The organism is Mesorhizobium sp. M2D.F.Ca.ET.226.01.1.1, from assembly GCF_004022705.2.
Taxonomy (GTDB): Bacteria; Pseudomonadota; Alphaproteobacteria; order Rhizobiales; family Rhizobiaceae; genus Mesorhizobium.
Map to the genome: position 1 here is coordinate 384,032 of NZ_RZOY02000005.1, position 17,855 is coordinate 401,886.

The 17,855-nt window shown below is 62.8% G+C and carries 23 protein-coding genes; 6 read left to right on the top strand and 17 right to left on the bottom strand.

What is annotated here, in order from left to right:
• Positions 1–154 precede the first annotated feature (154 nt).
• Entirely contained in the window at positions 155–574 is a 420-nt protein-coding gene (locus EN869_RS34395) for a hypothetical protein (RefSeq protein WP_189341232.1), read from the bottom strand.
• A gap of 20 nt (positions 575–594) precedes the next feature.
• Here EN869_RS34395 and dusA point away from each other — a divergent pair, with 20 nt between their 5' ends.
• A complete protein-coding gene (gene dusA / locus EN869_RS14500) occupies positions 595–1,593 on the top strand; it encodes a tRNA dihydrouridine(20/20a) synthase DusA (RefSeq protein WP_127226456.1) in 999 nt (332 codons plus the stop codon).
• 10 nt (positions 1,594–1,603) lie between these two features.
• Here the strand turns inward: dusA and EN869_RS14505 are convergent, their stop codons facing one another.
• Together EN869_RS14505 and EN869_RS14510 are read right to left on the bottom strand one after the other, a co-directional pair.
• On the bottom strand, positions 1,604–2,308 hold the full coding sequence (locus tag EN869_RS14505; protein WP_127226457.1) for a TIGR02281 family clan AA aspartic protease: 705 nt from the start codon (positions 2,306–2,308) through the stop codon (positions 1,604–1,606).
• 10 nt (positions 2,309–2,318) lie between these two features.
• Complete coding sequence (locus EN869_RS14510) at positions 2,319–2,549, bottom strand: DUF1289 domain-containing protein (RefSeq protein WP_127226458.1); 231 nt, start codon at positions 2,547–2,549, stop codon at positions 2,319–2,321.
• Positions 2,550–2,715: 166 nt separating this feature from the next.
• Between EN869_RS14510 and EN869_RS14515 the strand changes: the two genes are divergently transcribed.
• Entirely contained in the window at positions 2,716–3,708 is a 993-nt protein-coding gene (locus tag EN869_RS14515; RefSeq protein WP_127226459.1) for a nicotinate-nucleotide--dimethylbenzimidazole phosphoribosyltransferase, read from the top strand.
• 17 nt (positions 3,709–3,725) lie between these two features.
• Here EN869_RS14515 and EN869_RS14520 read toward each other — a convergent pair whose 3' ends face one another.
• The gene (locus EN869_RS14520; protein ID WP_127226460.1) at positions 3,726–5,249 is read right to left on the bottom strand and encodes an ATP-binding protein; all 1,524 of its coding nucleotides are present in this window, start codon (positions 5,247–5,249) and stop codon (positions 3,726–3,728) included.
• 76 nt (positions 5,250–5,325) lie between these two features.
• On the opposite strand from EN869_RS14520, the gene EN869_RS14525 reads away from it, so the two are divergent.
• From EN869_RS14525 to EN869_RS14540, 4 genes are all read left to right on the top strand, one after another.
• Entirely contained in the window at positions 5,326–5,949 is a 624-nt protein-coding gene (locus EN869_RS14525) for a thermonuclease family protein (protein WP_127226461.1), read from the top strand.
• A gap of 47 nt (positions 5,950–5,996) precedes the next feature.
• The gene (locus EN869_RS14530; protein ID WP_127226462.1) at positions 5,997–6,608 is read left to right on the top strand and encodes a glutathione S-transferase; all 612 of its coding nucleotides are present in this window, start codon (positions 5,997–5,999) and stop codon (positions 6,606–6,608) included.
• Positions 6,609–6,635: 27 nt separating this feature from the next.
• On the top strand, positions 6,636–7,253 hold the full coding sequence (locus EN869_RS14535; RefSeq protein WP_127226463.1) for a uracil-DNA glycosylase family protein: 618 nt from the start codon (positions 6,636–6,638) through the stop codon (positions 7,251–7,253).
• A gap of 107 nt (positions 7,254–7,360) precedes the next feature.
• Positions 7,361–7,852: an Lrp/AsnC family transcriptional regulator gene (locus EN869_RS14540; protein ID WP_006205209.1), complete on the top strand. Its 492-nt coding sequence runs from the start codon at positions 7,361–7,363 to the stop codon at positions 7,850–7,852.
• A 351-nt stretch (positions 7,853–8,203) separates the two neighbouring features.
• Here the strand turns inward: EN869_RS14540 and EN869_RS14545 are convergent, their stop codons facing one another.
• The 13 genes from EN869_RS14545 to moaA form a co-directional block, all read right to left on the bottom strand.
• Positions 8,204–8,776 (bottom strand): DUF3299 domain-containing protein, encoded by a 573-nt coding sequence (locus tag EN869_RS14545; RefSeq protein ID WP_127226464.1) that lies wholly within the window; start codon positions 8,774–8,776, stop codon positions 8,204–8,206.
• Between the two features lie 64 nt (positions 8,777–8,840).
• Complete coding sequence (locus tag EN869_RS14550; RefSeq protein ID WP_127226465.1) at positions 8,841–9,419, bottom strand: GNAT family N-acetyltransferase; 579 nt, start codon at positions 9,417–9,419, stop codon at positions 8,841–8,843.
• Complete coding sequence (locus EN869_RS14555) at positions 9,379–10,083, bottom strand: DNA alkylation repair protein (RefSeq protein ID WP_127226466.1); 705 nt, start codon at positions 10,081–10,083, stop codon at positions 9,379–9,381. The genes EN869_RS14550 and EN869_RS14555 overlap by 41 nt, the downstream gene beginning before the upstream one ends.
• 8 nt (positions 10,084–10,091) lie before the next feature.
• Positions 10,092–10,961: an NAD(P)-dependent oxidoreductase gene (locus tag EN869_RS14560; RefSeq protein WP_127226467.1), complete on the bottom strand. Its 870-nt coding sequence runs from the start codon at positions 10,959–10,961 to the stop codon at positions 10,092–10,094.
• Positions 10,962–11,071: 110 nt separating this feature from the next.
• Positions 11,072–11,896: an ABC transporter permease gene (locus tag EN869_RS14565; protein ID WP_127226468.1), complete on the bottom strand. Its 825-nt coding sequence runs from the start codon at positions 11,894–11,896 to the stop codon at positions 11,072–11,074.
• Positions 11,893–12,609, bottom strand: coding sequence for an ABC transporter permease (locus tag EN869_RS14570; protein WP_127226469.1), 717 nt, complete (start codon positions 12,607–12,609; stop codon positions 11,893–11,895). The genes EN869_RS14565 and EN869_RS14570 overlap by 4 nt, the downstream gene beginning before the upstream one ends.
• Positions 12,610–12,687: 78 nt before the next feature.
• Positions 12,688–13,473, bottom strand: coding sequence for an ABC transporter substrate-binding protein (locus EN869_RS14575; protein ID WP_127226470.1), 786 nt, complete (start codon positions 13,471–13,473; stop codon positions 12,688–12,690).
• Positions 13,474–13,625: 152 nt separating this feature from the next.
• Positions 13,626–14,141, bottom strand: a complete 516-nt coding sequence (gene mobB / locus EN869_RS14580; protein ID WP_127226471.1) for a molybdopterin-guanine dinucleotide biosynthesis protein B — start codon at positions 14,139–14,141, stop codon at positions 13,626–13,628.
• The gene (mobA, locus tag EN869_RS14585) at positions 14,138–14,770 is read right to left on the bottom strand and encodes a molybdenum cofactor guanylyltransferase MobA (RefSeq protein WP_127226472.1); all 633 of its coding nucleotides are present in this window, start codon (positions 14,768–14,770) and stop codon (positions 14,138–14,140) included. The genes mobB and mobA overlap by 4 nt, the downstream gene beginning before the upstream one ends.
• Positions 14,771–14,775: 5 nt before the next feature.
• On the bottom strand, positions 14,776–15,696 hold the full coding sequence (locus EN869_RS14590) for a DMT family transporter (protein ID WP_127226473.1): 921 nt from the start codon (positions 15,694–15,696) through the stop codon (positions 14,776–14,778).
• A gap of 121 nt (positions 15,697–15,817) precedes the next feature.
• Positions 15,818–16,177, bottom strand: a complete 360-nt coding sequence (locus EN869_RS14595; protein WP_127226474.1) for a hypothetical protein — start codon at positions 16,175–16,177, stop codon at positions 15,818–15,820.
• 112 nt (positions 16,178–16,289) lie between these two features.
• Positions 16,290–16,784: a hypothetical protein gene (locus EN869_RS14600; protein WP_127226475.1), complete on the bottom strand. Its 495-nt coding sequence runs from the start codon at positions 16,782–16,784 to the stop codon at positions 16,290–16,292.
• Positions 16,785–16,838: 54 nt separating this feature from the next.
• Positions 16,839–17,852 carry a GTP 3',8-cyclase MoaA gene (gene moaA, locus EN869_RS14605; RefSeq protein WP_127226558.1) on the bottom strand — a complete coding sequence of 338 codons (1,014 nt, stop codon included), beginning with the start codon at positions 17,850–17,852 and terminating at the stop codon, positions 16,839–16,841.
• Positions 17,853–17,855 lie beyond the last annotated feature (3 nt).

The following is a 17,855-nucleotide window of genomic DNA, read 5'->3' on the forward strand; positions in this document are numbered from 1 at the left end:
GTTTTCAGGCCAGCAGACAAGGCTTTCCGCGGCGCGTGTATTGTCGCGGTCATTGCGCGAATCGCCCATGCCCATTTCGTAGTTTCCGAGTTCGACCAGTGGGTATCAGTTCGAGCCCGCACTTCAAAATATCCTCCTCTCGGCTAACGCCCTTCTATTCCATGCCATCATCGTCAATGGCAAAAAAGTCCGCGCAAAGTGTTGCATTTCGCTGCTCGGCACAGAACACCTTGTCGGCTTTGTAGTCATCGGCTCGGCGACGGCTCGCGCGGTATCCCGGAGGCAAACCAATCCGAAATCCTCTCCGCGTGGGATGGACCGGCCGATTGACGATTGATGCGGATGAGCCGTTCGCGATCGAGAGCCCAAAATTGCATTTCCCCGGGTGTAGTTGGAGCGGATCGAGGGCGGCGGACTTGGAGCGGCGAGGGGGGTTGCCTACATCGCACATGTCGTCGATATGGAGGTCGACGAGTTCGCCGAAAGTTTTAAGGCGCTCTACACGGGACTTGGTCGGCGTCTCGCCGCGGTCGACTTCGCGTTCGGTTTGGGTCGCCCTTTGGCAGGTTTCCAAGATTTGATGTTAAAGAAAAAATGGCGAAAAATCAATATAATAGAGTGGCCGTAGCACCAATGATGGATTGGACGGACCGACATTGCCGGTTCTTCCACCGCCAGTTGACGCGCCGCGCGTTGCTCTACACCGAGATGGTTGTGGCCGATGCCGTGATCCACGGCGCGCGCGAACGATTGCTCGGTTTCGACGATGTCGAGCATCCGGTGGCGCTGCAGCTTGGCGGATCGGATCCGGCAAAGCTCGCCGAAGCATCGCGGATCGGCGAAGCCTTCGGCTATGACGAGATCAACTTGAATGTCGGCTGCCCGTCCGACCGCGTCCGGTCGGGGACGTTCGGCGCCTGCCTGATGAAGACGCCGGACCTGGTCGCCGAGTGCGTCGCGGCCATGAAAGCTTCGGCGAAAATCCCCGTCACGGTCAAATGCCGCATCGGCGTCGACGATCAGGACCCGGAGCCCGCTCTCGATACGCTCGCCGACGGCGTATTCGCCGCCGGCGCCGATGCGCTCTGGGTGCATGCCCGCAAGGCCTGGCTGGAGGGGCTGAGCCCCAAGGAGAACCGCGACATCCCGCCGCTCGACTACCCGCGTGTCTACCGGCTGAAGGCCAGCAAGCCGGACCAATTCATCGGCATCAACGGTGGCATCCAGTCGCTCGCCGAGGCGGCGGCGCATCTTTCCCATGTCGATGGCGTGATGCTCGGCCGCGCCGCCTATCATACGCCGGGCATCCTTACCGGCGTCGATGCTGCCTTCCACGGCGAGGCGCCTGCCGCCTTCGACTATCCGGCGCTGATCGACGCCATGGCCGGTTACGCCGCGCGCCATATCGAGCGGGGCGGGCGGCTCGGCCACATCACCCGCCATATGGTCGGACTGTTCCACGGTCTGCCCGGTGCGCGCCGCTTCCGGCAGATCCTGTCCACCGACGCCAACAAGCCCGGCGCCGGGCCTGAGGTTTTGAGGACTGCTTTCGCTGCGATCGATTTCGCGGCGGCGGAGGCCGAGGCGGCCTGACTTGATCCGATTAATCCCGCAAAATCATGCGGTCGCCGCGCACGTCGAAGCCCGACAATGAGCTGATGAAGTTCATGCCGAGCAGGCTTTGCTCCAGCATGCCGGGCGCGGCGACCATCACCGTCATGTCCTTGCGCACGATGCCTCCGATCGCCACCTGGTCGGTCTTGACCGTTGCCGCGCGTGCCATGCCGTTGGCCGTGGAGACGTCCACGCTGTAGCTGAGCGCCGCCGGGTTGAAACCCGCGGCTTGAGCATCTTCGGACGTCAGCACGGTGCTGGTCGCGCCGGTGTCGACCACGGCGCGCACCGGCGTGCCGTCGACCAGGATGCGGGCTTCGAAATGGCCGTTGTCGGCTTTGTCGAGGGTGACCGTCGGCCGGCCGTTCTCCAAGCCCAGGGCCAGCGGGCTGCCCGGGACAAGGCCGGCAGTCATGCGGCTTGCGACGTCCTGCAACTCGTAGCGGTACTGGTAGCCGGCGATCAGCATGAGCACGAATGCGGCCCAGACGCCGAGATTGCGCGCCATGTCGCCCAGCGGGCGACCGGAGCGGAGCAGGCTCGCGCCGATCACCATGACCAGCACGCCGACCCAGATCAGTCCGCCGAAATCGTTGTTGTTCATGCCGAAGGTGTGGCCGGCGGAATTGTTGAGCATGAGCAGCACCAGGCCGACGCCGATCACTGCCATGACGATCCAGAACAGCCGGTTCATCGGTTCTTTCTCACAAAACGCCGCGTTCGCGCGCCATGCGGGTACGCCTTGTTTCGCGGCGCGGCCGCCGCTCGACCGTTTCCAGCCGCGCCGGCAGCTCCGTCATCACAGCTCGGCGCGTTTCAGGGGTCATCGTCAGCCAGGTGGAAATCTCGTCGCGCGTGCGCCCGCAACCGAAGCAGAAGCCGGTTTTCATGTCTATCGAACAGACCAGGATGCAAGGGGATTCGATGGCGGTCATGCTGTTCTCTTTGCTTTCTTCCACATGGTGCAACCGCCGGAGCAATGCAAGCCCTCCGCAATGCGTCGCAAGGCAACGCGTTCGCGGCATCGCAAGGGCGGTTGTGCCGGTTCGAGAACGCGGCTATGCCGCTTGCGACTTTCCGCAATGAGCCGCGACGAGATAAATGACCGCTAAGCCTTTCGACGATTTTCGGAACCTCCTGGCGGCTCTGCCGCCTGCCGACGACGCGGCGGGCGCCCGTGTCCGCGTGCTTTTCGCCAAGGCGGCGAAGCCAAAGGAATCGCTCGGACGGATCGAGGACATCGCGGCCTGGGTTGCTGTCTGGAGCGGGCGTGCGCCGGCGATCAACCGGCCGCTGGTAGCCATCTTCGCCGGCAATCACGGCGCGGTGCGGCACGGCATTTCGCCGCGCCCGGTGGCTGCGACCGCGAACGAAGTCGAGCTCTGCGCCGCGGGCGGAGCCGCGATCAACCAGGTCTGCATCGCCAACGATCTCGGCCTGAAGGTCTTCGACCTGGCATTGGACATTCCCACGGGCGATATCACCGAGGAAGCCGCGCTCGACGAGCGCGGCTGCGCTGCCACCATGGCCTTCGGCATGGAGGCAGTCGCCGGCGGCGCCGACCTTCTGTGCCTGGGCGATCTCGGGGTCGGCAACTCGACGATCGCCGCCGCGCTTTGCGCCGCGCTGTTCGGCGGCAAGGGCGCCGACTGGGTTGGGCCCGGGTCGGGCGCGGATTCCGCGATGGTCGCACGCAAGGCGGAGGTCGTGGATCGGTCGCTGGCGTTTCACGGCTCCGGTCTCGGCGATCCGCTCGAGGCCTTGCGACGGATCGGCGGGCGTGAGTTCGCGGCGATCTGCGGCGCCATCCTCGCGGCGCGCATGGAGAAGATTCCCGTCCTGCTCGACGGTTTCGCGGCGACCGCGGCGGCTGCTGTCCTCCATGCGGCCAATCCCGCCACGCTCGATCATTGCCTGCTTGCAAGCCTGTCGTCCGAGCCTGGCCATGCCAAGGCGGCCGAAGCGCTCGGATTGCTGCCGCTGCTTGATTTCGGCATCGGCCATGGCGAAGGGGTGGGGGCTGCTCTCGCTGCCGGTATCGTCAAGGCGGCAGCGCTGACCAGCTCGGGCATGGCGATGACCGTCCGGTCATAAAGGCTCGAGAGGTTGCCTCAGCGGCGCGCACGCGCGGCGACAGTCTTGGTCGGCAAGGCCGGCAGCTCTTCCATCACCCGGCTCAGCGGGAAGATGGCGATCGCCTCGGTGCCTTCGCGCAGCTTGGAATGAAGCTCGAATTCGCCGCCATGCATGGCGAGCAGACCCTGTACGATGGGCAGGCCGAGGCCGGTTCCCTGTTCGGCGCTCTTGATGGCGATCGAGCCCTGGCCAAAGGCCGAAAGCACCACCGGGATTTCCTCTTCCGGTATGCCCGGGCCATTGTCCTTGACCGAAATGTACTGGCCGCCGCCCGCCGTCCAGCCGACGCGCACACGCACTTCGCCGCCGGACGGAGTGAACTTGATCGAATTGGACAGAAGGTTGAGCGTGATCTGCCGCACCGCGCGCTCGTCGGCGAAGAGGCGCGGCAAGGTCTCCTCGAACTCCTGGACGATGCGGATGTCCTTGTTGCGGGCGCGCAGCTCCATCATGTGGCAGCAATCCTCGACGATCGTCAAAAGCACCACCGGCTCCTCATTGAGCTGGTAGCGGCCGGCCTCGATGCGCGACAGATCGAGGATCTCGTTGATCAGGTCGAGCAAATGCTGGCCGGACTCATGCACGTCATGGGCATAGTCGCGGTAGGTCGGATTGTTCATCGGCCCCAGCACTTCATTGGCCATCACTTCGGAGAAGCCGAGGATGGCGTTGAGCGGCGTCCTGAGCTCGTGGCTCATCGAGGCGAGGAAGCGCGACTTCGCCAGATTGGCGTCCTCGGCGCGGCGCCTTGCCTCGTCCGACATCGATTTCGCCGTCTCCACCTCGGCGATCAGCGCGTCCTTCTCCGAGCGGAAGGAGAGCAGCATCAAGGAGGCCTGGTTGAGGTGACGCGCGAAATAGCCGAAGAAAGGAAGCGCCGCGATCAGAAGTGCCGCCATCGTGGCTTCGATCGGCGTCCACTGGCGCACGATCGTGTAGGCATAGACGGCTACGGGAATGGCGAAAGTCGCGAGCAGAGCGCCCCCAAGCGAGGAGGCCAGGACCGCCGTCGTCGCCATCGCGATCAGGAGCACCATCGCCTTGGCCACGTAGAACTGGTCGACCTGGCATGTATCGCAGCCGATCCAGGCGAACCACGCCCAGCCAAGGCCGCACAGGAAATGGCCGATCAGGAAGTCGCGGCGTGTCTGCGTCGGATCAAGCTCGGCTGCTTCGGTTCGCTCCACTCGCCGCGCCATGAAAGCGACGATCGCGTAGCAAAGCAGCGTCGCGAGCGCCCAGATGGTGATCTGGCTGTCCAGGCCCGCCAGCCAGCCGATGGCCGCCACGGCAAGCACGAGCAGCGGGATCGCGACCGCGCTGACCACCATGGCGCGCGCATGCAGCTTCAGCAGTTCGCGGTCGAAGTCGAGGCTGCCGGCCTGTTGCGAAAGGCGGTCGCGCGTCTTGCGCACCGCGCGCGCCACATCGCTGTTGCGGTGCGGTTTACGGCGGTCCACAATGAATTTATCCGCTGTGTTCGAGCGTAGCAAAGGCATACGGATTTCAATTTCTGCGCGCAGCGATTTTCAGTTCGTTAAGCTACGTTCGAATGATTAAGAGACTGTTTGCCATATGAGCCGTTTCGGGCCGCGAGGACCGCGCCGGCGTTACGCGGCAAGCCCGCCGCGCAGCCTCTGGCGCAAGCTGCTGGACTACGGACTGGCTGCCCTTATCCTCGGACTGCTGATCCTGGTGGCAGCCAGACTCGATCGCTTTGAGAGGCGTACGGAGCAGGGCACTGCGATCATCAATGACGGCGATTCGATCACGCTCGGGGCCGAGCGCGTTCGCATGCGCGGTATCGATGCGCCGGAATATCTGCAGAACTGCCGGCAGAACGGCGCCGACTATGCCTGCGGCAAGCTGGCGCGGCAGTCGCTGGTCAAGCTCATCGGCGGCAGGCCGGTATCCTGTAGCGGTTGGCAGCGCGACCGCTACGGGCGGCTCCTCGGCGATTGCAGGGCAGGCGACACCGATCTCAACCGTGCCCAGGTGCAGGCTGGATGGGCGGTCGCCTTCGGCGATTTCGAGACCGAGGAAGCGGCGGCGAGAGCAGCCAAGGTCGGCATCTGGGCAGGCACTTTCGAGGAGCCGCGGGACTGGCGCGACAGCCATCACGATGCGCCGGTCGAGCGCAAGCACGGCATGCTGGCCTCGGTCGGCGACGTGTTGCGCGAATTCATTCGCTTCTGGTGATGGATGGAGCCGCGCCCTATGATCGGCGAAGAAACCGGGAGGATGGAATGAACCTGTTCGACGGCGGCCGAGCGCCCAATCCCAGACGTGTTCGCGTCTTCCTCGCCGAAAAGGGGCTGACGGTTCCGCTGGTGCCTGTCGACATGGGCGCGCTGGAGCATCGCGGCGACGAAGTGGCGCGGCGCAACCCGCTGCGGCGGCTGCCGGTGCTCGAGCTCGATGACGGCACCGTCATCACCGAATCGATCGCGATCTGCCGCTATTTCGAGGAATTGCACCCCGAGCCAGCGTTGTTCGGCAGGGGCGCGCTCGGCAAGGCAAAAGTCGAGATGTGGCAAAGACGCCTGGAGCTGAACCTCATGGTAAGCGTCGCCGCCGCGTTCCGGCACATCCATCCGGCGATGAAGGAGTGGGAAGTACCGCAAATCCCGGAATGGGGCGAGGCCAACAAGCCGAAGGCGATCGAATTCCTGCATCTCCTCGACCAAGAACTGGCGCAGCGCGAATTCGCCGCCGGCGATGACTATTCCGTCGCCGACATTACCGGCATGATCGCTATCGATTTCATGAAACCAGCCCGCATCAAGGTACCGGAGGAGTGCACTAATGTGCTGCGCTGGTATGCCGCCCTTACAAGCCGGCCGAGCGCATCGGCCTGAACGACGCTATTGGACAATCCGCCGGATATGAGCGAAGCGCTGGAGCGCCTTACCGCGAGGGTGCGGACCTGTCGCATTTGCGCGGACCATCCGATTGGTCGGCCGTTGCCGCATGAGCCTCGACCGGTGCTGAGACCGTCTTCGAGCGCGCGCATCCTGCTCGCCAGCCAGGCGCCGGGGACGAAAGTTCATATATCCGGCATGCCGTTCACCGACGCCTCGGGAGATCGCCTCAGAAGCTGGCTCGGCGTCAGCAGCGAAGAGTTCTACGACACCGAAAAATTCGCCATCGTGCCGATGGGCTTTTGTTTTCCCGGACAGGACGCCAAGGGCGGCGACCTGCCGCCGCGCCGCGAATGCGCGCCGGCCTGGCGGGCTCAGCTGATGGCGCTGATGCCGCAGATCGACCTGGTGCTGACCATCGGCGGCTACGCCCAGGCCTGGCATATGGGCACGACCCGTGGGGCGTCCTTGACGGACACCGTGAGGAACTGGCGCGCCGTCTGGGATGCGCCGGTCACTCCAAAAGTGCTGCCACTGCCGCATCCGTCGTGGCGGAACACCGGCTGGCTGAAGAAGAATCCCTGGTTTGAAATGGATTTGCTGCCCTTCCTGAGGTCGGAAATCCGCTATCGCATCAATTAGCGATCTCGCAAGATATCACTCGCTTTTGTGGCCTTTGGCAGAATTTCTTTCTTGTGAAAGGCTCCAATAAAAGGGATTATAGCCAAACTATTCCCCTGGAGCTTCCCATGGATCGCCTTGATAGAAAAATTCTCCGCCTCCTGCAGGAGGACGCCACGCTGGCGGTCGCCGACGTCGCCAAGAAGGTCGGCCTGTCGACCACGCCGTGCTGGCGGCGCATCCAGAAGCTCGAGGAAGAGGGCGTCATCAAGCGGCGCGTCGCCATCCTCGACCATGAGAAGGTCAATGTGCGCGTCACCGTCTTCGTGTCGATCCGCACCAATTCGCACAGCCATGAATGGCTGCGTCGCTTCTCAGAGGTCATCCAGGAATTTCCGGAGGTGGTCGAGTTCTACCGCATGAGCGGCGACGTCGATTACCTGCTGCGCGTGGTGGTGCCCGATATCGCCGCCTACGATGCCTTCTACAAGCGGCTGATCGCCAAGATCGAGATTCGCGACGTGTCGTCGTCCTTCGCCATGGAGCAGATCAAGTACACGACGGAAATTCCGCTCGACTACATGGTGCTGGATAAGGAGTCGGGCGCGAACGCTGCGTGAGCGATGGCGAGGTGGCTATGAGCCCCCGGGTTACTCTCGGCGGTCTCGCTTTTCACGAAATTTCAAAAAATACCCAAACGCGATATCGGCAAGAATGACGGACGCCGCCACATAGAAGAAATACTTCTGGTAGTGACTGTGTATGAAGTTAAATATACGGAGCCCGACAAAGGCACTGGCAAACCATATTAAGGGGCGAGGGCCAAATGATTTCCGAAAAAGCTGCAGCATGAAATTGCCATCGGCCTGCTGAAAATTTCGCTCGCCGAGCTTATCGTCGCACTTTTGGAATTGCAACTTATTGTGGCATATGCCTCGCGGATATCTCTGGCGTAGTTGTTGCAATTACGCTTAGTTCTTCTTCTTGTTGAGGAAACTCCACGGCGAGTTAACCGGTAGGGTGACCGTGTCCGGCACGGTGTCGACGCTCGCTACCTCCGCCTTGCGCACGGTATAGCCAGACTGGACGATCGAGACGCCGTCGAGAATGAAGAGCTGACTCTTCTCCAGGCCGGGCTTCAGCACGCCGGTGACGGCGACCGGCTCATAGGCCTCTTTCATCGTGTAGGGACGCGCCGGCGTGACCAGCACAATCTGGTTCGGCGGCGGTGTCGGCATGTGGCTGCAGGCGCCTGCCCACGGCACCAGCAGGAATTGGTAGACAAGGTCGCCATCGCGGTCGACCGGCAATGCATAGCCGGCTAATTGTATCGTCTTGTGCTGAAGATTGAACGACAGAGTCTCGCCGCGGTCGGGCAGTTTTGCCGCGATCATCGGCAGGTTCGCGTCCTCGGCAATCGCCTGCGTAGCGGGCCGCAGATCCTTCCAGAGGATATGCGCAACATCGGCCGCGGCATCGGCTCCGGTGGCGGCGAGGAGGAGCGCGGCTGTCAGGGTCGCGCATGATTTGAAACGCTTGATCATGGTCGCTCCATCCTCCGCCGGCTGATTTGCGGAATCGAGTCAAAGCGTCGTGACCGATCCGGGTTCATCGGCTGAGCCGCATCACATGCCGGCGCGTACCGGCGGTGCCGACCTCACGAAAACCCCGCGCGACGAACATCTCGCGAAATCCCATGAAGCGATAGCTTGGCGCAGCCTCGTCGACGGGATAGGCCTCGACGATGCGAGCACCTTTGGCGAAAGCATGATCGATCGCGGCATCGAGCAGGGGGGACGCCAGTCTGCGGCCGCGCAGAGCCCTCGGGACATAGAAGCAAACGATCGACCATATGCCGGTCTCGCTGTCGTCCTGCTGCTTCGACAGTTTCCGGTAGGTCTCGCGCGGCGCGACCGAGCACCAGCCGGCAGGCTTACCGTTCAACTCCGCGATGATGCCCACGGGAGTGCCGGCATCGATGCGCGCCATCATCATACGCTTCTTCTCGTCATTCTCAATGTGCTCGCGGCTGGAGTGGCGCCAGGCCATGCACCAGCAATATTTCGGCGCGCCGGGCTGTTCGAACAGGTCTTCGAAATGGCCACGCGTGTCTCGCGTCACCTCGACGAAGCGGATGCCGGCAAGGTCAAGTTTCTGCGGCGGCGAGCCTTGCGAGTTGTTTGGCATCCGTCAGTTCCTTCACCGCATCCTTGCCGATCCAACGCGCCGTCCTATCGGACGATGCCGCCAATCTCTCCGCCAGCGCAAGGGCAGGGGCGTGCAAGCTCATCGAGCGCTTGCCGATCTGCCGTAGCGCCCAATTGATCGCCTTGCGGACGAAATTGCGCGGATCGCGGGCATGTTTCTCGATAAGCGGCAGACAGGCAAGGAAGGTCGCGTCCGGCTCTTTCTTCAGATGCACCGCGCTCCAGGCAAGCATGGCAAAGGCGGTGCGGCGGACGAATTCGCGTTCGTCTTCAGCGAATTCGTCGATCAGATCGCGCCAAAACGGTGTTTCGGCAAATAGGTCGGCAACAGTGTCGACGATCTCCCAGCTGTCGAAATCCGCGGCCCAGCGCCGGCATATGGCGATGTCGACCTTCTTCGGCTCGCCGGTGAAGGCGGCCATGAGTCGCGCTTCGCGGATGCCGCTGTCCCACAGCAGCAACGACCGTCCGTGGTTCTTTTTCAGCCTGCGCGCCAGCGGCCGCAATTGCGAATTGCCGACGCCAAGCGCATTTGCGGTGTTGATGCCGAAACGCGCCATGCCTGCACGGTTCTCCTCCGTGCCGATCGAGCGCAAATGCGTGACGATATCGTCAGCGCTCCAACTCGGATCGGGCAGGGGCATCGTGATGCTTAGCGCTCCAGGCGCGCAAGCAGCGAGGACGTGTCCCAGCGCTTGCCGCCCATGTCCTGCACATCCTTGTAGAACTGGTCGATAAGCGCCGTGATCGGCAGCTTGGCGCCGTTGCGGTTGGCCTCGGCCAGGCAGATGCCGAGGTCCTTACGCATCCAGTCGACGGCGAAGCCGAAATCATATTTGCCGGCATTCATCGTCTTGTGGCGATTCTCCATCTGCCAGGAGCCGGCGGCGCCCTTGGAGATCACCTCAACAACCTTTTCGATGTCAAGGCCGGCCTTCTTGCCGAAATGGATGCCTTCGGCCAGCCCCTGGACGAGGCCCGCGATGCAGATTTGGTTGATCATTTTGGTCAGTTGGCCGGCGCCGGCCGATCCCATCAACCCGACCATGCGGGCGTAGGCGTCGATGACGGGCCTCGCCTTGTCGAAGGCCGACTGCTCGCCGCCAACCATGACGGTCAGCACGCCGTTTTCTGCGCCGGCCTGGCCGCCCGATACCGGCGCGTCGAGGAAGAAGAAGCCGGATTTGCGCGCGGCTTCGTCGAGCTCGCGCGCGACCTCTGCCGAGGCGGTGGTGTTGTCGATGAAGACGGCGCCCTTCTTCATCGCGGCGAAGGCGCCGTTCGCACCTGTGGTCACCGAGCGCAAATCATCGTCGTTGCCGACACACGAGAAGACGAAGTCCTTGCCCTCGGCTGCTTCAGCCGGCGTCAGCGCCAGTCTGCCGCCATGCTGGGCCACCCACTGCTCGGCCTTGGCCTTGGTACGGTTATAGACGGTGACGTCGTGGCCGCCCTTGTTCCTGAGATGCCCGGCCATCGGGTAGCCCATGACGCCAAGACCGAGAAATGCAACCGAAGCCATAGACCTGCCTTCCAACAAAACAGAGATTTCAGTGCCGGAACGTCTAGGCCATGCAGCGAATTCGTCAAGGCGCGGCAGCCCGCATCGACTGGCACAGACCTGTCCGGCTTCTAGCGATGCAGGTGGATGGTGATCCGGCGCTCGATCCATTCGACGCCGTGGCGCAAGATCTCGACCATCACCAGATAGACGATCGCCACCCAGATATAGGCCTGGATGTCGAAGGATTTCGCGTAGGCGAGCTTGGCGTTGCCCATCAGGTCGTAGACCGTGATGATGGCGACGATGGCCGAGGCCTTGATCATCAGGATGAGCTCGTTGCCGTAGGGCCTGAGCGCGACGATGATCGCCTGCGGCAGCACCACTTTGCGCAGGGTCTGTAGTTTGTGCAGGCCGAGCGAGGCCGCACCTTCCCATTGGCCGCGCGGCACGCTTTCGATGGCGCCGCGCAGGATTTCGGCCTGATAGGCGGCGGTGTTGAGTGAGAAGGCGAAGACGCCGCAGTAGAAGGCTTCGCGGAAGAACCACCACAGCCCGACCGTTTCCAGTTCGGGCCGGAACGAGCCGATGCCGTAATAGACAAGGTAGGTCTGCACGAGCAGCGGCGTGCCGCGGAAGAAATAGACATAGCAATAGGCAAGCCCGGACAGGATCCGGTTCCTCGACATGCGGCCATAGGCGACCGGCAGCGAGAAGATGGCGCCGAGGATCATTGAAATGCTCACCAGCGACAGGGTGGTTCCCAGGCCCTGCAGATAGGCCGGCGCGTAACGGGCGAAGAACTCGGGATTCCAAGCGTAGATGAGATAGGCAACAATGCCGAGACCGAAGAGGATCCATACGCCGACCAGCGCATAGCCGACGATGCGTGCGCGCGGCCAGCCGCGCGCCAGGGGCGGCGGCTTGTCTACGACGACAGCCTGGCTGACGCTCATCGCACCGCCCTCCGTCCGAGACGTTGCAGGATGTAGCCGGTGGCGATCGAAGACAGGATGGCCAGCGCCAGGAAGATCAGCGCCGCCACGCTGTAGAACAGGAAGGCATGCTTGGTGACGCGCGCCGCCACGCCCGATTGGCGTAGCGTTTCGGCGAGGTTGACGACCGAAACCAGGGAGGTGTCCTTGAGCAGGCTCAGCCAGCAGTTCTCGAGGCCGGGGAAGGCAATGCGGATCAGCTGCGGCAGAATGATCAGCCGCATCGTCTGCCATTTCGACAGGCCGATGGCGTAGCCGCCTTCATACTGGCCTTTGGGAATGGCACGGAACGCCGAGAGGAAGACCTCGCTGGCATAGGACGAGAAGATCAGCGACAGCACGATCATGCCGGCGATGAAGCTGTTGACGTCGATGGTCGCGGCCGGATTGAACAGACGCACGACATATTGCAGCAGAAGCGGCATGCCGAAGAAGAACAGGAACAGCGTCACCAGTTCCGGCAGACCGCGAAAAACAGTGGTGTAGATGTTTGCGGCGAGCCGCAACGAGGGCTCTTCATGCTGCTTGGCGAAGGCGACGAAAAAGCCGATCGTCAGGCCGATCGGCAGTGTGGCAAGCGCCAGCACGATGGTGACCACAACGCCAGACGCAATGTCGTCACTCCAGCCATCCGGTCCCCAGCTGAGAAGTGTCCAAATGCTTTGGGCCGGCATTGACGGGTCGTGTCTCCGTGGCGATCCCGGAAGGAGAAAAGGGCGGCGAGGGGTGCCCCACCGCCCTTGGCTGACTTATCAGGATTCGGCGCCGTAGACGTCGAACTTGAAGTACTTGTCGTTGATTTCCTTGTACTTTCCGTTCTTGCGGATGGTGTCGATCGCTTCGTTCAGCTTGTTGACCAGATCGGTCTCGCCCTTGCGTACGGCAATGCCGGCGCCCGGTCCGAAGATCTCGACCGGCTGCGGTGAGGGCTGGCCGAGGATCTTGCAGCAGGCGCCGTCCGGCGAATCCAGCCATTGCTGCAGCACGACGATGTCGTCCTCGATGGCGTCGAGGCGGCCATTGGCGAGGTCGGCCTGCTCCTCGGGGCTGCTCGGATAACCCTTGATGGTGCTGTCGGTGTAGGTCTTCGAGGCATAGTTGTAGTGCGTGGTCGTGGTGGCGACGCCGATGTTCTTGCCGGCGAGGTCTTCCTTGGTCACGCCCTTGAGCGGCGAATCCTTCGGCACGGCGATGGCCGACGGGGTGTTGTAGTATTTGTGGGTGAAGTCGACCTTTTGCTGACGCTCGGGCGTGATCGACATCGAGGCGACGATGGCGTCGAACTTGCCGGCCTGCAGCGCCGGGATGATGCCGTCCCAATCCTGCGCGACGAAGGTGCACTTCACCTTCATTTCGTCGCAGAGCGCCTTGGCGATGTCGATGTCGAAGCCGACCAGCTGGCCGTCCGAGGTCAGGTTGTTGAAGGGCGGGTACGCGCCTTCGGTGCCGATCCTCAGGGTCTTTTCCTGAGCCTGGGCGGCGCCGAGTGTCAGCAGCGCGGCCGAAGCGGCAAGCGCGATACGCAGTGCAATACGCATGATAATCCTCTCATATTGTCATGGCCGCTGTCCCGTGCGGCTCTTGTGGGCGGTCGTTTCCCGACCGTCCGCTGGAGCGGATACTCCCACTCTTTGCGAGAAAAAAGCAACTGCAAATCAACGGCAAACGACAATCGCCATCTGCCGCAACGTTACTTGGTTTGAGCGACGAGACCCGTAATCTGCTCGATAAAGTCGGCTATGGATTTTGTATCGTCGAGGTCGAAAACCGGCAGTTTTTCACCTTCGAGCGCGAAGTCGGCGGCGACCGCGACAATGTTTGGATCGTTGGCCGAAAGCGGCGTCCGGTCCTTGGCCTCGAGCCGTCTTGCCTCGATCTTGTTATGCGCCTCGCGCTTGTAGCCTTCGACCAGCACGATGTCGGCGGGCGCCAGCCGCGCCAGGATGTCAGGCAGCGTCGGCTCGTACTCGCCTCGCAATTCGTGCATCAGCGCCCAGCGTCGGCCGGATACGATCGCAACCTCCGTCGCGCCCGCCTGCCGGTGGCGAAAGCTGTCGGTACCGGGCTTGTCGATGTCGAAATCATGATGGGCATGCTTCACCGTCGAAACCGTCCAGCCGCGCGCCACCAGCTCGGTGACTAGCTTTTCGGTCAAAGTCGTCTTGCCGGAATTCTTCCAGCCGGTGATGCCGAATACGCGTCTCATGGCCGAAGGCTTTGCAACAGACGCTCCGCCGCCGCAAGGTCGTCCGGCGTGTTGACGTTGAAGAACGGGTCGATCTTTTGGCCGCCAGCCTCAATCAGGGGGAACTCGACCTGCACATAGCCATGGCGCTCTATGAAGGCGGAGACCCGCCGGTTGTCCTCGTCGACCAGGAAATGGCGCAAGGCGTCGCGCAGGCCGAGCGGCCAGAGCGCGAAGGTCGGGTGCCATCTGCCGTCCGAGCTGGTGACGGCGATCGCGCCGGGCCGGTCGTGAACTGCCGCGACCAGGCGCTCGACGAGGTTGTCGGGGAAGAACGGCGTGTCGCCGGCGGCGCTCATCAGCCATCGGCGGCCTGCTTGCCCGGATGCCCATTCGAGACCGGCGAGAATGCCCGCCAGCGGGCCGGCGTAGCCTGGCACCGTGTCTTCGATCACCGGCAGGCCCATGGCGGCGAATCGCGCGGGATCGCCATTCGCGTTAAGCCCCAGGGTCGCGACCTGCGGCTTCAATCGCGCCGCGACATGATCGAGCAGCCGGACTTTCCCCAATGAGAGCAGGGGCTTGTCGCCGCCGCCCATCCGGCGTGACTGGCCGCCGGCCAGAATGATCCCTGCAACGCTTCGGTCCATCGGGCTTATATGCCGTCCGGCGCCATGTCGGGTCCAGCGCTTTCAGCGGCCGGCTGCCGCCGGCCGACGAGGCGTTCGCGGTAGAGTGCATAGAGGCCGGAGCCGATGATGATGGCGGCGCCGACGATCATCGGCGGGTCGGGGATGTCAGCGAAAATCACAAGGCCGAGCAGGATCGACCACAGGAGGGCGGTGTAGCGGAACGGCGCTATGAAGGAGATATCGCCCGAGCGCATCGCCATGATGATGAATTGATAGCCGATCAGCACCAGCACCGCTGCCAGCGCCAACAGCGCGGTCGCCTTGCCGCTCATCGGCGTCCAGCCACCCATAGGCGACAACAGCAGCGCGCCCAGGACCGTCATGGCAAGCGCCGTCGCCGTCGACACCAGCATGGTCGGGATCGCCTGCGGGATGCGCTTGGTGGAGAGATCGCGCACGGCGCAGCAGGCAACGCTGGTCAATGCCAGCAGCGAATAGACGCTGAAGCCCTCGAAGCCTGGCCGCACGATGATCATCACGCCGGCGAAGCCGACGGCAATGGCGAGCCAGCGCCGCCAGCCGACGCCTTCGCCGAAGAACAGCGCGGCGCCCATGGTCACCGCCAGCGGCAGGGCCTGCAGCACGGCCGAGACGTTGGCGATCGGCAAATGCGCAAGCGCGATCAGGAACGACACGGTGGCGCCGGCTTCGCCTGCCACGCGCGTCGCCACCATCGGCTGCAGCATGGCTGAGGGATTGGCCAGCGCGCCACGCCGCCAGGCCAGCAGGCCGACGAACAGCGACGCGAAGGCGCCACGCACCAGCATGACCTGCGCCATATTCATCGATTCGGAAGAGAATTTGGTGATCGCGTCGTTCAAGGTGAAGCCGACCATGGCCACGATCATGAACAGCGCGCCGCGCAGATTTGGCGAGAGAGGCAAAGGCGTTTCCGGATTCTTTTTCTAGATCAAGCCGTAGCAGGCGACCGGCAAACAGCAACGCTAAAGAAATAGGCCACGGATTTTCCGCGGCCCATTTATCATTCGACCAGTGGTTTCAGCGTTATTTTTTCGGTGTGAGCGTCTCGGTGCCGTTGCCGTTCTTGCCGGCGATGGTCCACAAGCCGTTCAGCGTGCCGTCTTCCTCCACTTTGTAGACGACAAGGCCGATCTCCTTGCCCATTGCGTAGCCGGCGGAGAAGGCATCGTCGTTACGCATACAGATACCGTCCGAAGTCGAGCCGCCGGTTTCCCAGTGGATCGTGCAGGTCGTGTCGCTGGTCAGCGTGATGGTGGCCTCGCCATCATATTTCGAGCCGTCGAAGTTGGTGCCGGCGACGGTATAGGTGCCCCCGATCGATTGAGCGGCGGCCGGTATGGAAGCAATCCCAAGTATTGCAAGTGAAAGTATGAACGTGCGCATGGCACTCCCCCTGAGAGCGAAAATCGCGCCCGAAGGCTAGGCCGGAAAAGGCTTGCGGTAAATCGCGCGGAAGCTGGCGCGGGCGCTTTATTTTCGACGCGGCGAGGCTGCCTCAAGGGCCGCGCAAGCTCTTGGCGATGGCGCCGGCCAATGGATCATATTTCGCCTTGAGCGCGAGAGGATACTCGATAAAGACGGTGCGGATGACGCCGTCCTTGCCGAACAGGCGGCGCTCGTAAAAGATCTTGCCGTCCTTGGTGCCGGACAGCACCGCCCAGTTCTTGCCCGTCTTGCTGTACGTGACCTTGTAGCCGGGCTCGGTGCTGGATGTTTCCTCATCGACGAAACTCCGCGGCGTTTCGTCGATGAGATTGTTGATGCCGGAACAGGTCAGCTCGGCCCCGTCGGCGCTGAGCCATTGCTGGCCGTCACCGTTTTCCGGCTCCGGCATCGGGTTGTTGAAGACTTCGTCGGGGAATGTGCAGGACTGGCCGAACCGCGCATTCACGTAGGTGAAGGGCTTGGCGATTGCCGTTGTGGTTATGATTACCGACAGGACCAAGATAGCCGCCAGTGACGGCCAGCCGATACGCTGATGACGTTGCATGATACCCCCTTGGTCGACGACCGGAGGCGATCATGCATCATGCGAGAGAAAAAATCAGCCGCCGGTGACGCTCATATGCCGTGACACCGACGGGCGGCTGGTGCGGCGGTCGATGATGAAATCATGGCCCTTCGGCTTGCGGCCGATGGCCTCGTCGATCGCCGCGTCGAGCAGCTCGTTACCCTCGGAGGCGCGCAACGGCGCCCGGAGGTCCGCGGCGTCCTCCTGGCCAAGGCACATATAGAGCGTGCCGGTGCAGGTCAGGCGAACGCGGTTGCAGCTTTCGCAAAAATTATGCGTCATCGGTGTGATGAAGCCGAGCCGGCCGCCGGTCTCGGCGACATGGACATAGCGGGCAGGGCCGCCGGTCTTGTAAGGAATGTCGGTGAGCGTGAACTGGCGTCCCAGCGAGGCGCGCAGCAGCGACAACGGCAGATACTGGTCGGTGCGGTCAGCCTCGATCTCGCCCATCGGCATCGTTTCGATGAGGGTGAGGTCCATGCCGCGGCCATGCGCCCAGCGCATCAGTTCGGGGATCTCGGCATCGTTGAAGTCACGCAGCGCGACCGCGTTGAGCTTGACCTTCAGCCCGGCCTTCTGCGCGGCATCGATGCCTTCCATCACCTTGCCGAGATTGCCCCAGCGCGTGATCTGGTGGAATTTTTCGGCATCGAGCGTATCGAGCGAAACATTGATGCGCTTGACGCCGCAGTCGGCGAGCTCGGTGGCGAAGCGCGACAGCTGCGAGCCGTTGGTGGTCAGCGTCAGCTCCTCCAGCGCGCCACTTTCCAGATGCCGCGACAGCTGGCGCACCAGATGCATGATGTTCTTGCGCACCAGCGGCTCGCCGCCAGTCAGTCTGAGCTTCTTCACGCCTTTTTCGATGAAGACGGTGCAGAGCCGGTCAAGCTCCTCGAGCGACAGCAGGTCCTTCTTCGGCAGGAAGGTCATGTCCTCGGCCATGCAATAGGTGCAGCGGAAATCGCAGCGGTCCGTGACCGACACGCGCAGATAGCTGATCGCGCGACCGAAAGGGTCGATCATGTTACGACCAAGGGGGTCGATCATGTC

Coding starts and splice junctions, on each gene's coding strand:
- dusA (WP_127226456.1), top strand. CDS start 595: ATGGCGAAAAATCAATATAATAGAGTGGCCGTAGCACCAATGATGGAT.
- EN869_RS14505 (WP_127226457.1), bottom strand. CDS start 2,308: ATGAACCGGCTGTTCTGGATCGTCATGGCAGTGATCGGCGTCGGCCTG.
- EN869_RS14510 (WP_127226458.1), bottom strand. CDS start 2,549: ATGACCGCCATCGAATCCCCTTGCATCCTGGTCTGTTCGATAGACATG.
- EN869_RS14515 (WP_127226459.1), top strand. CDS start 2,716: ATGACCGCTAAGCCTTTCGACGATTTTCGGAACCTCCTGGCGGCTCTG.
- EN869_RS14520 (WP_127226460.1), bottom strand. CDS start 5,249: ATGCCTTTGCTACGCTCGAACACAGCGGATAAATTCATTGTGGACCGC.
- EN869_RS14525 (WP_127226461.1), top strand. CDS start 5,326: ATGAGCCGTTTCGGGCCGCGAGGACCGCGCCGGCGTTACGCGGCAAGC.
- EN869_RS14530 (WP_127226462.1), top strand. CDS start 5,997: ATGAACCTGTTCGACGGCGGCCGAGCGCCCAATCCCAGACGTGTTCGC.
- EN869_RS14535 (WP_127226463.1), top strand. CDS start 6,636: ATGAGCGAAGCGCTGGAGCGCCTTACCGCGAGGGTGCGGACCTGTCGC.
- EN869_RS14540 (WP_006205209.1), top strand. CDS start 7,361: ATGGATCGCCTTGATAGAAAAATTCTCCGCCTCCTGCAGGAGGACGCC.
- EN869_RS14545 (WP_127226464.1), bottom strand. CDS start 8,776: ATGATCAAGCGTTTCAAATCATGCGCGACCCTGACAGCCGCGCTCCTC.
- EN869_RS14550 (WP_127226465.1), bottom strand. CDS start 9,419: ATGCCAAACAACTCGCAAGGCTCGCCGCCGCAGAAACTTGACCTTGCC.
- EN869_RS14555 (WP_127226466.1), bottom strand. CDS start 10,083: ATGCCCCTGCCCGATCCGAGTTGGAGCGCTGACGATATCGTCACGCAT.
- EN869_RS14560 (WP_127226467.1), bottom strand. CDS start 10,961: ATGGCTTCGGTTGCATTTCTCGGTCTTGGCGTCATGGGCTACCCGATG.
- EN869_RS14565 (WP_127226468.1), bottom strand. CDS start 11,896: ATGAGCGTCAGCCAGGCTGTCGTCGTAGACAAGCCGCCGCCCCTGGCG.
- EN869_RS14570 (WP_127226469.1), bottom strand. CDS start 12,609: ATGCCGGCCCAAAGCATTTGGACACTTCTCAGCTGGGGACCGGATGGC.
- EN869_RS14575 (WP_127226470.1), bottom strand. CDS start 13,473: ATGCGTATTGCACTGCGTATCGCGCTTGCCGCTTCGGCCGCGCTGCTG.
- mobB (WP_127226471.1), bottom strand. CDS start 14,141: ATGAGACGCGTATTCGGCATCACCGGCTGGAAGAATTCCGGCAAGACG.
- mobA (WP_127226472.1), bottom strand. CDS start 14,770: ATGGACCGAAGCGTTGCAGGGATCATTCTGGCCGGCGGCCAGTCACGC.
- EN869_RS14595 (WP_127226474.1), bottom strand. CDS start 16,177: ATGCGCACGTTCATACTTTCACTTGCAATACTTGGGATTGCTTCCATA.
- EN869_RS14600 (WP_127226475.1), bottom strand. CDS start 16,784: ATGCAACGTCATCAGCGTATCGGCTGGCCGTCACTGGCGGCTATCTTG.
- moaA (WP_127226558.1), bottom strand. CDS start 17,852: ATGATCGACCCCCTTGGTCGTAACATGATCGACCCTTTCGGTCGCGCG.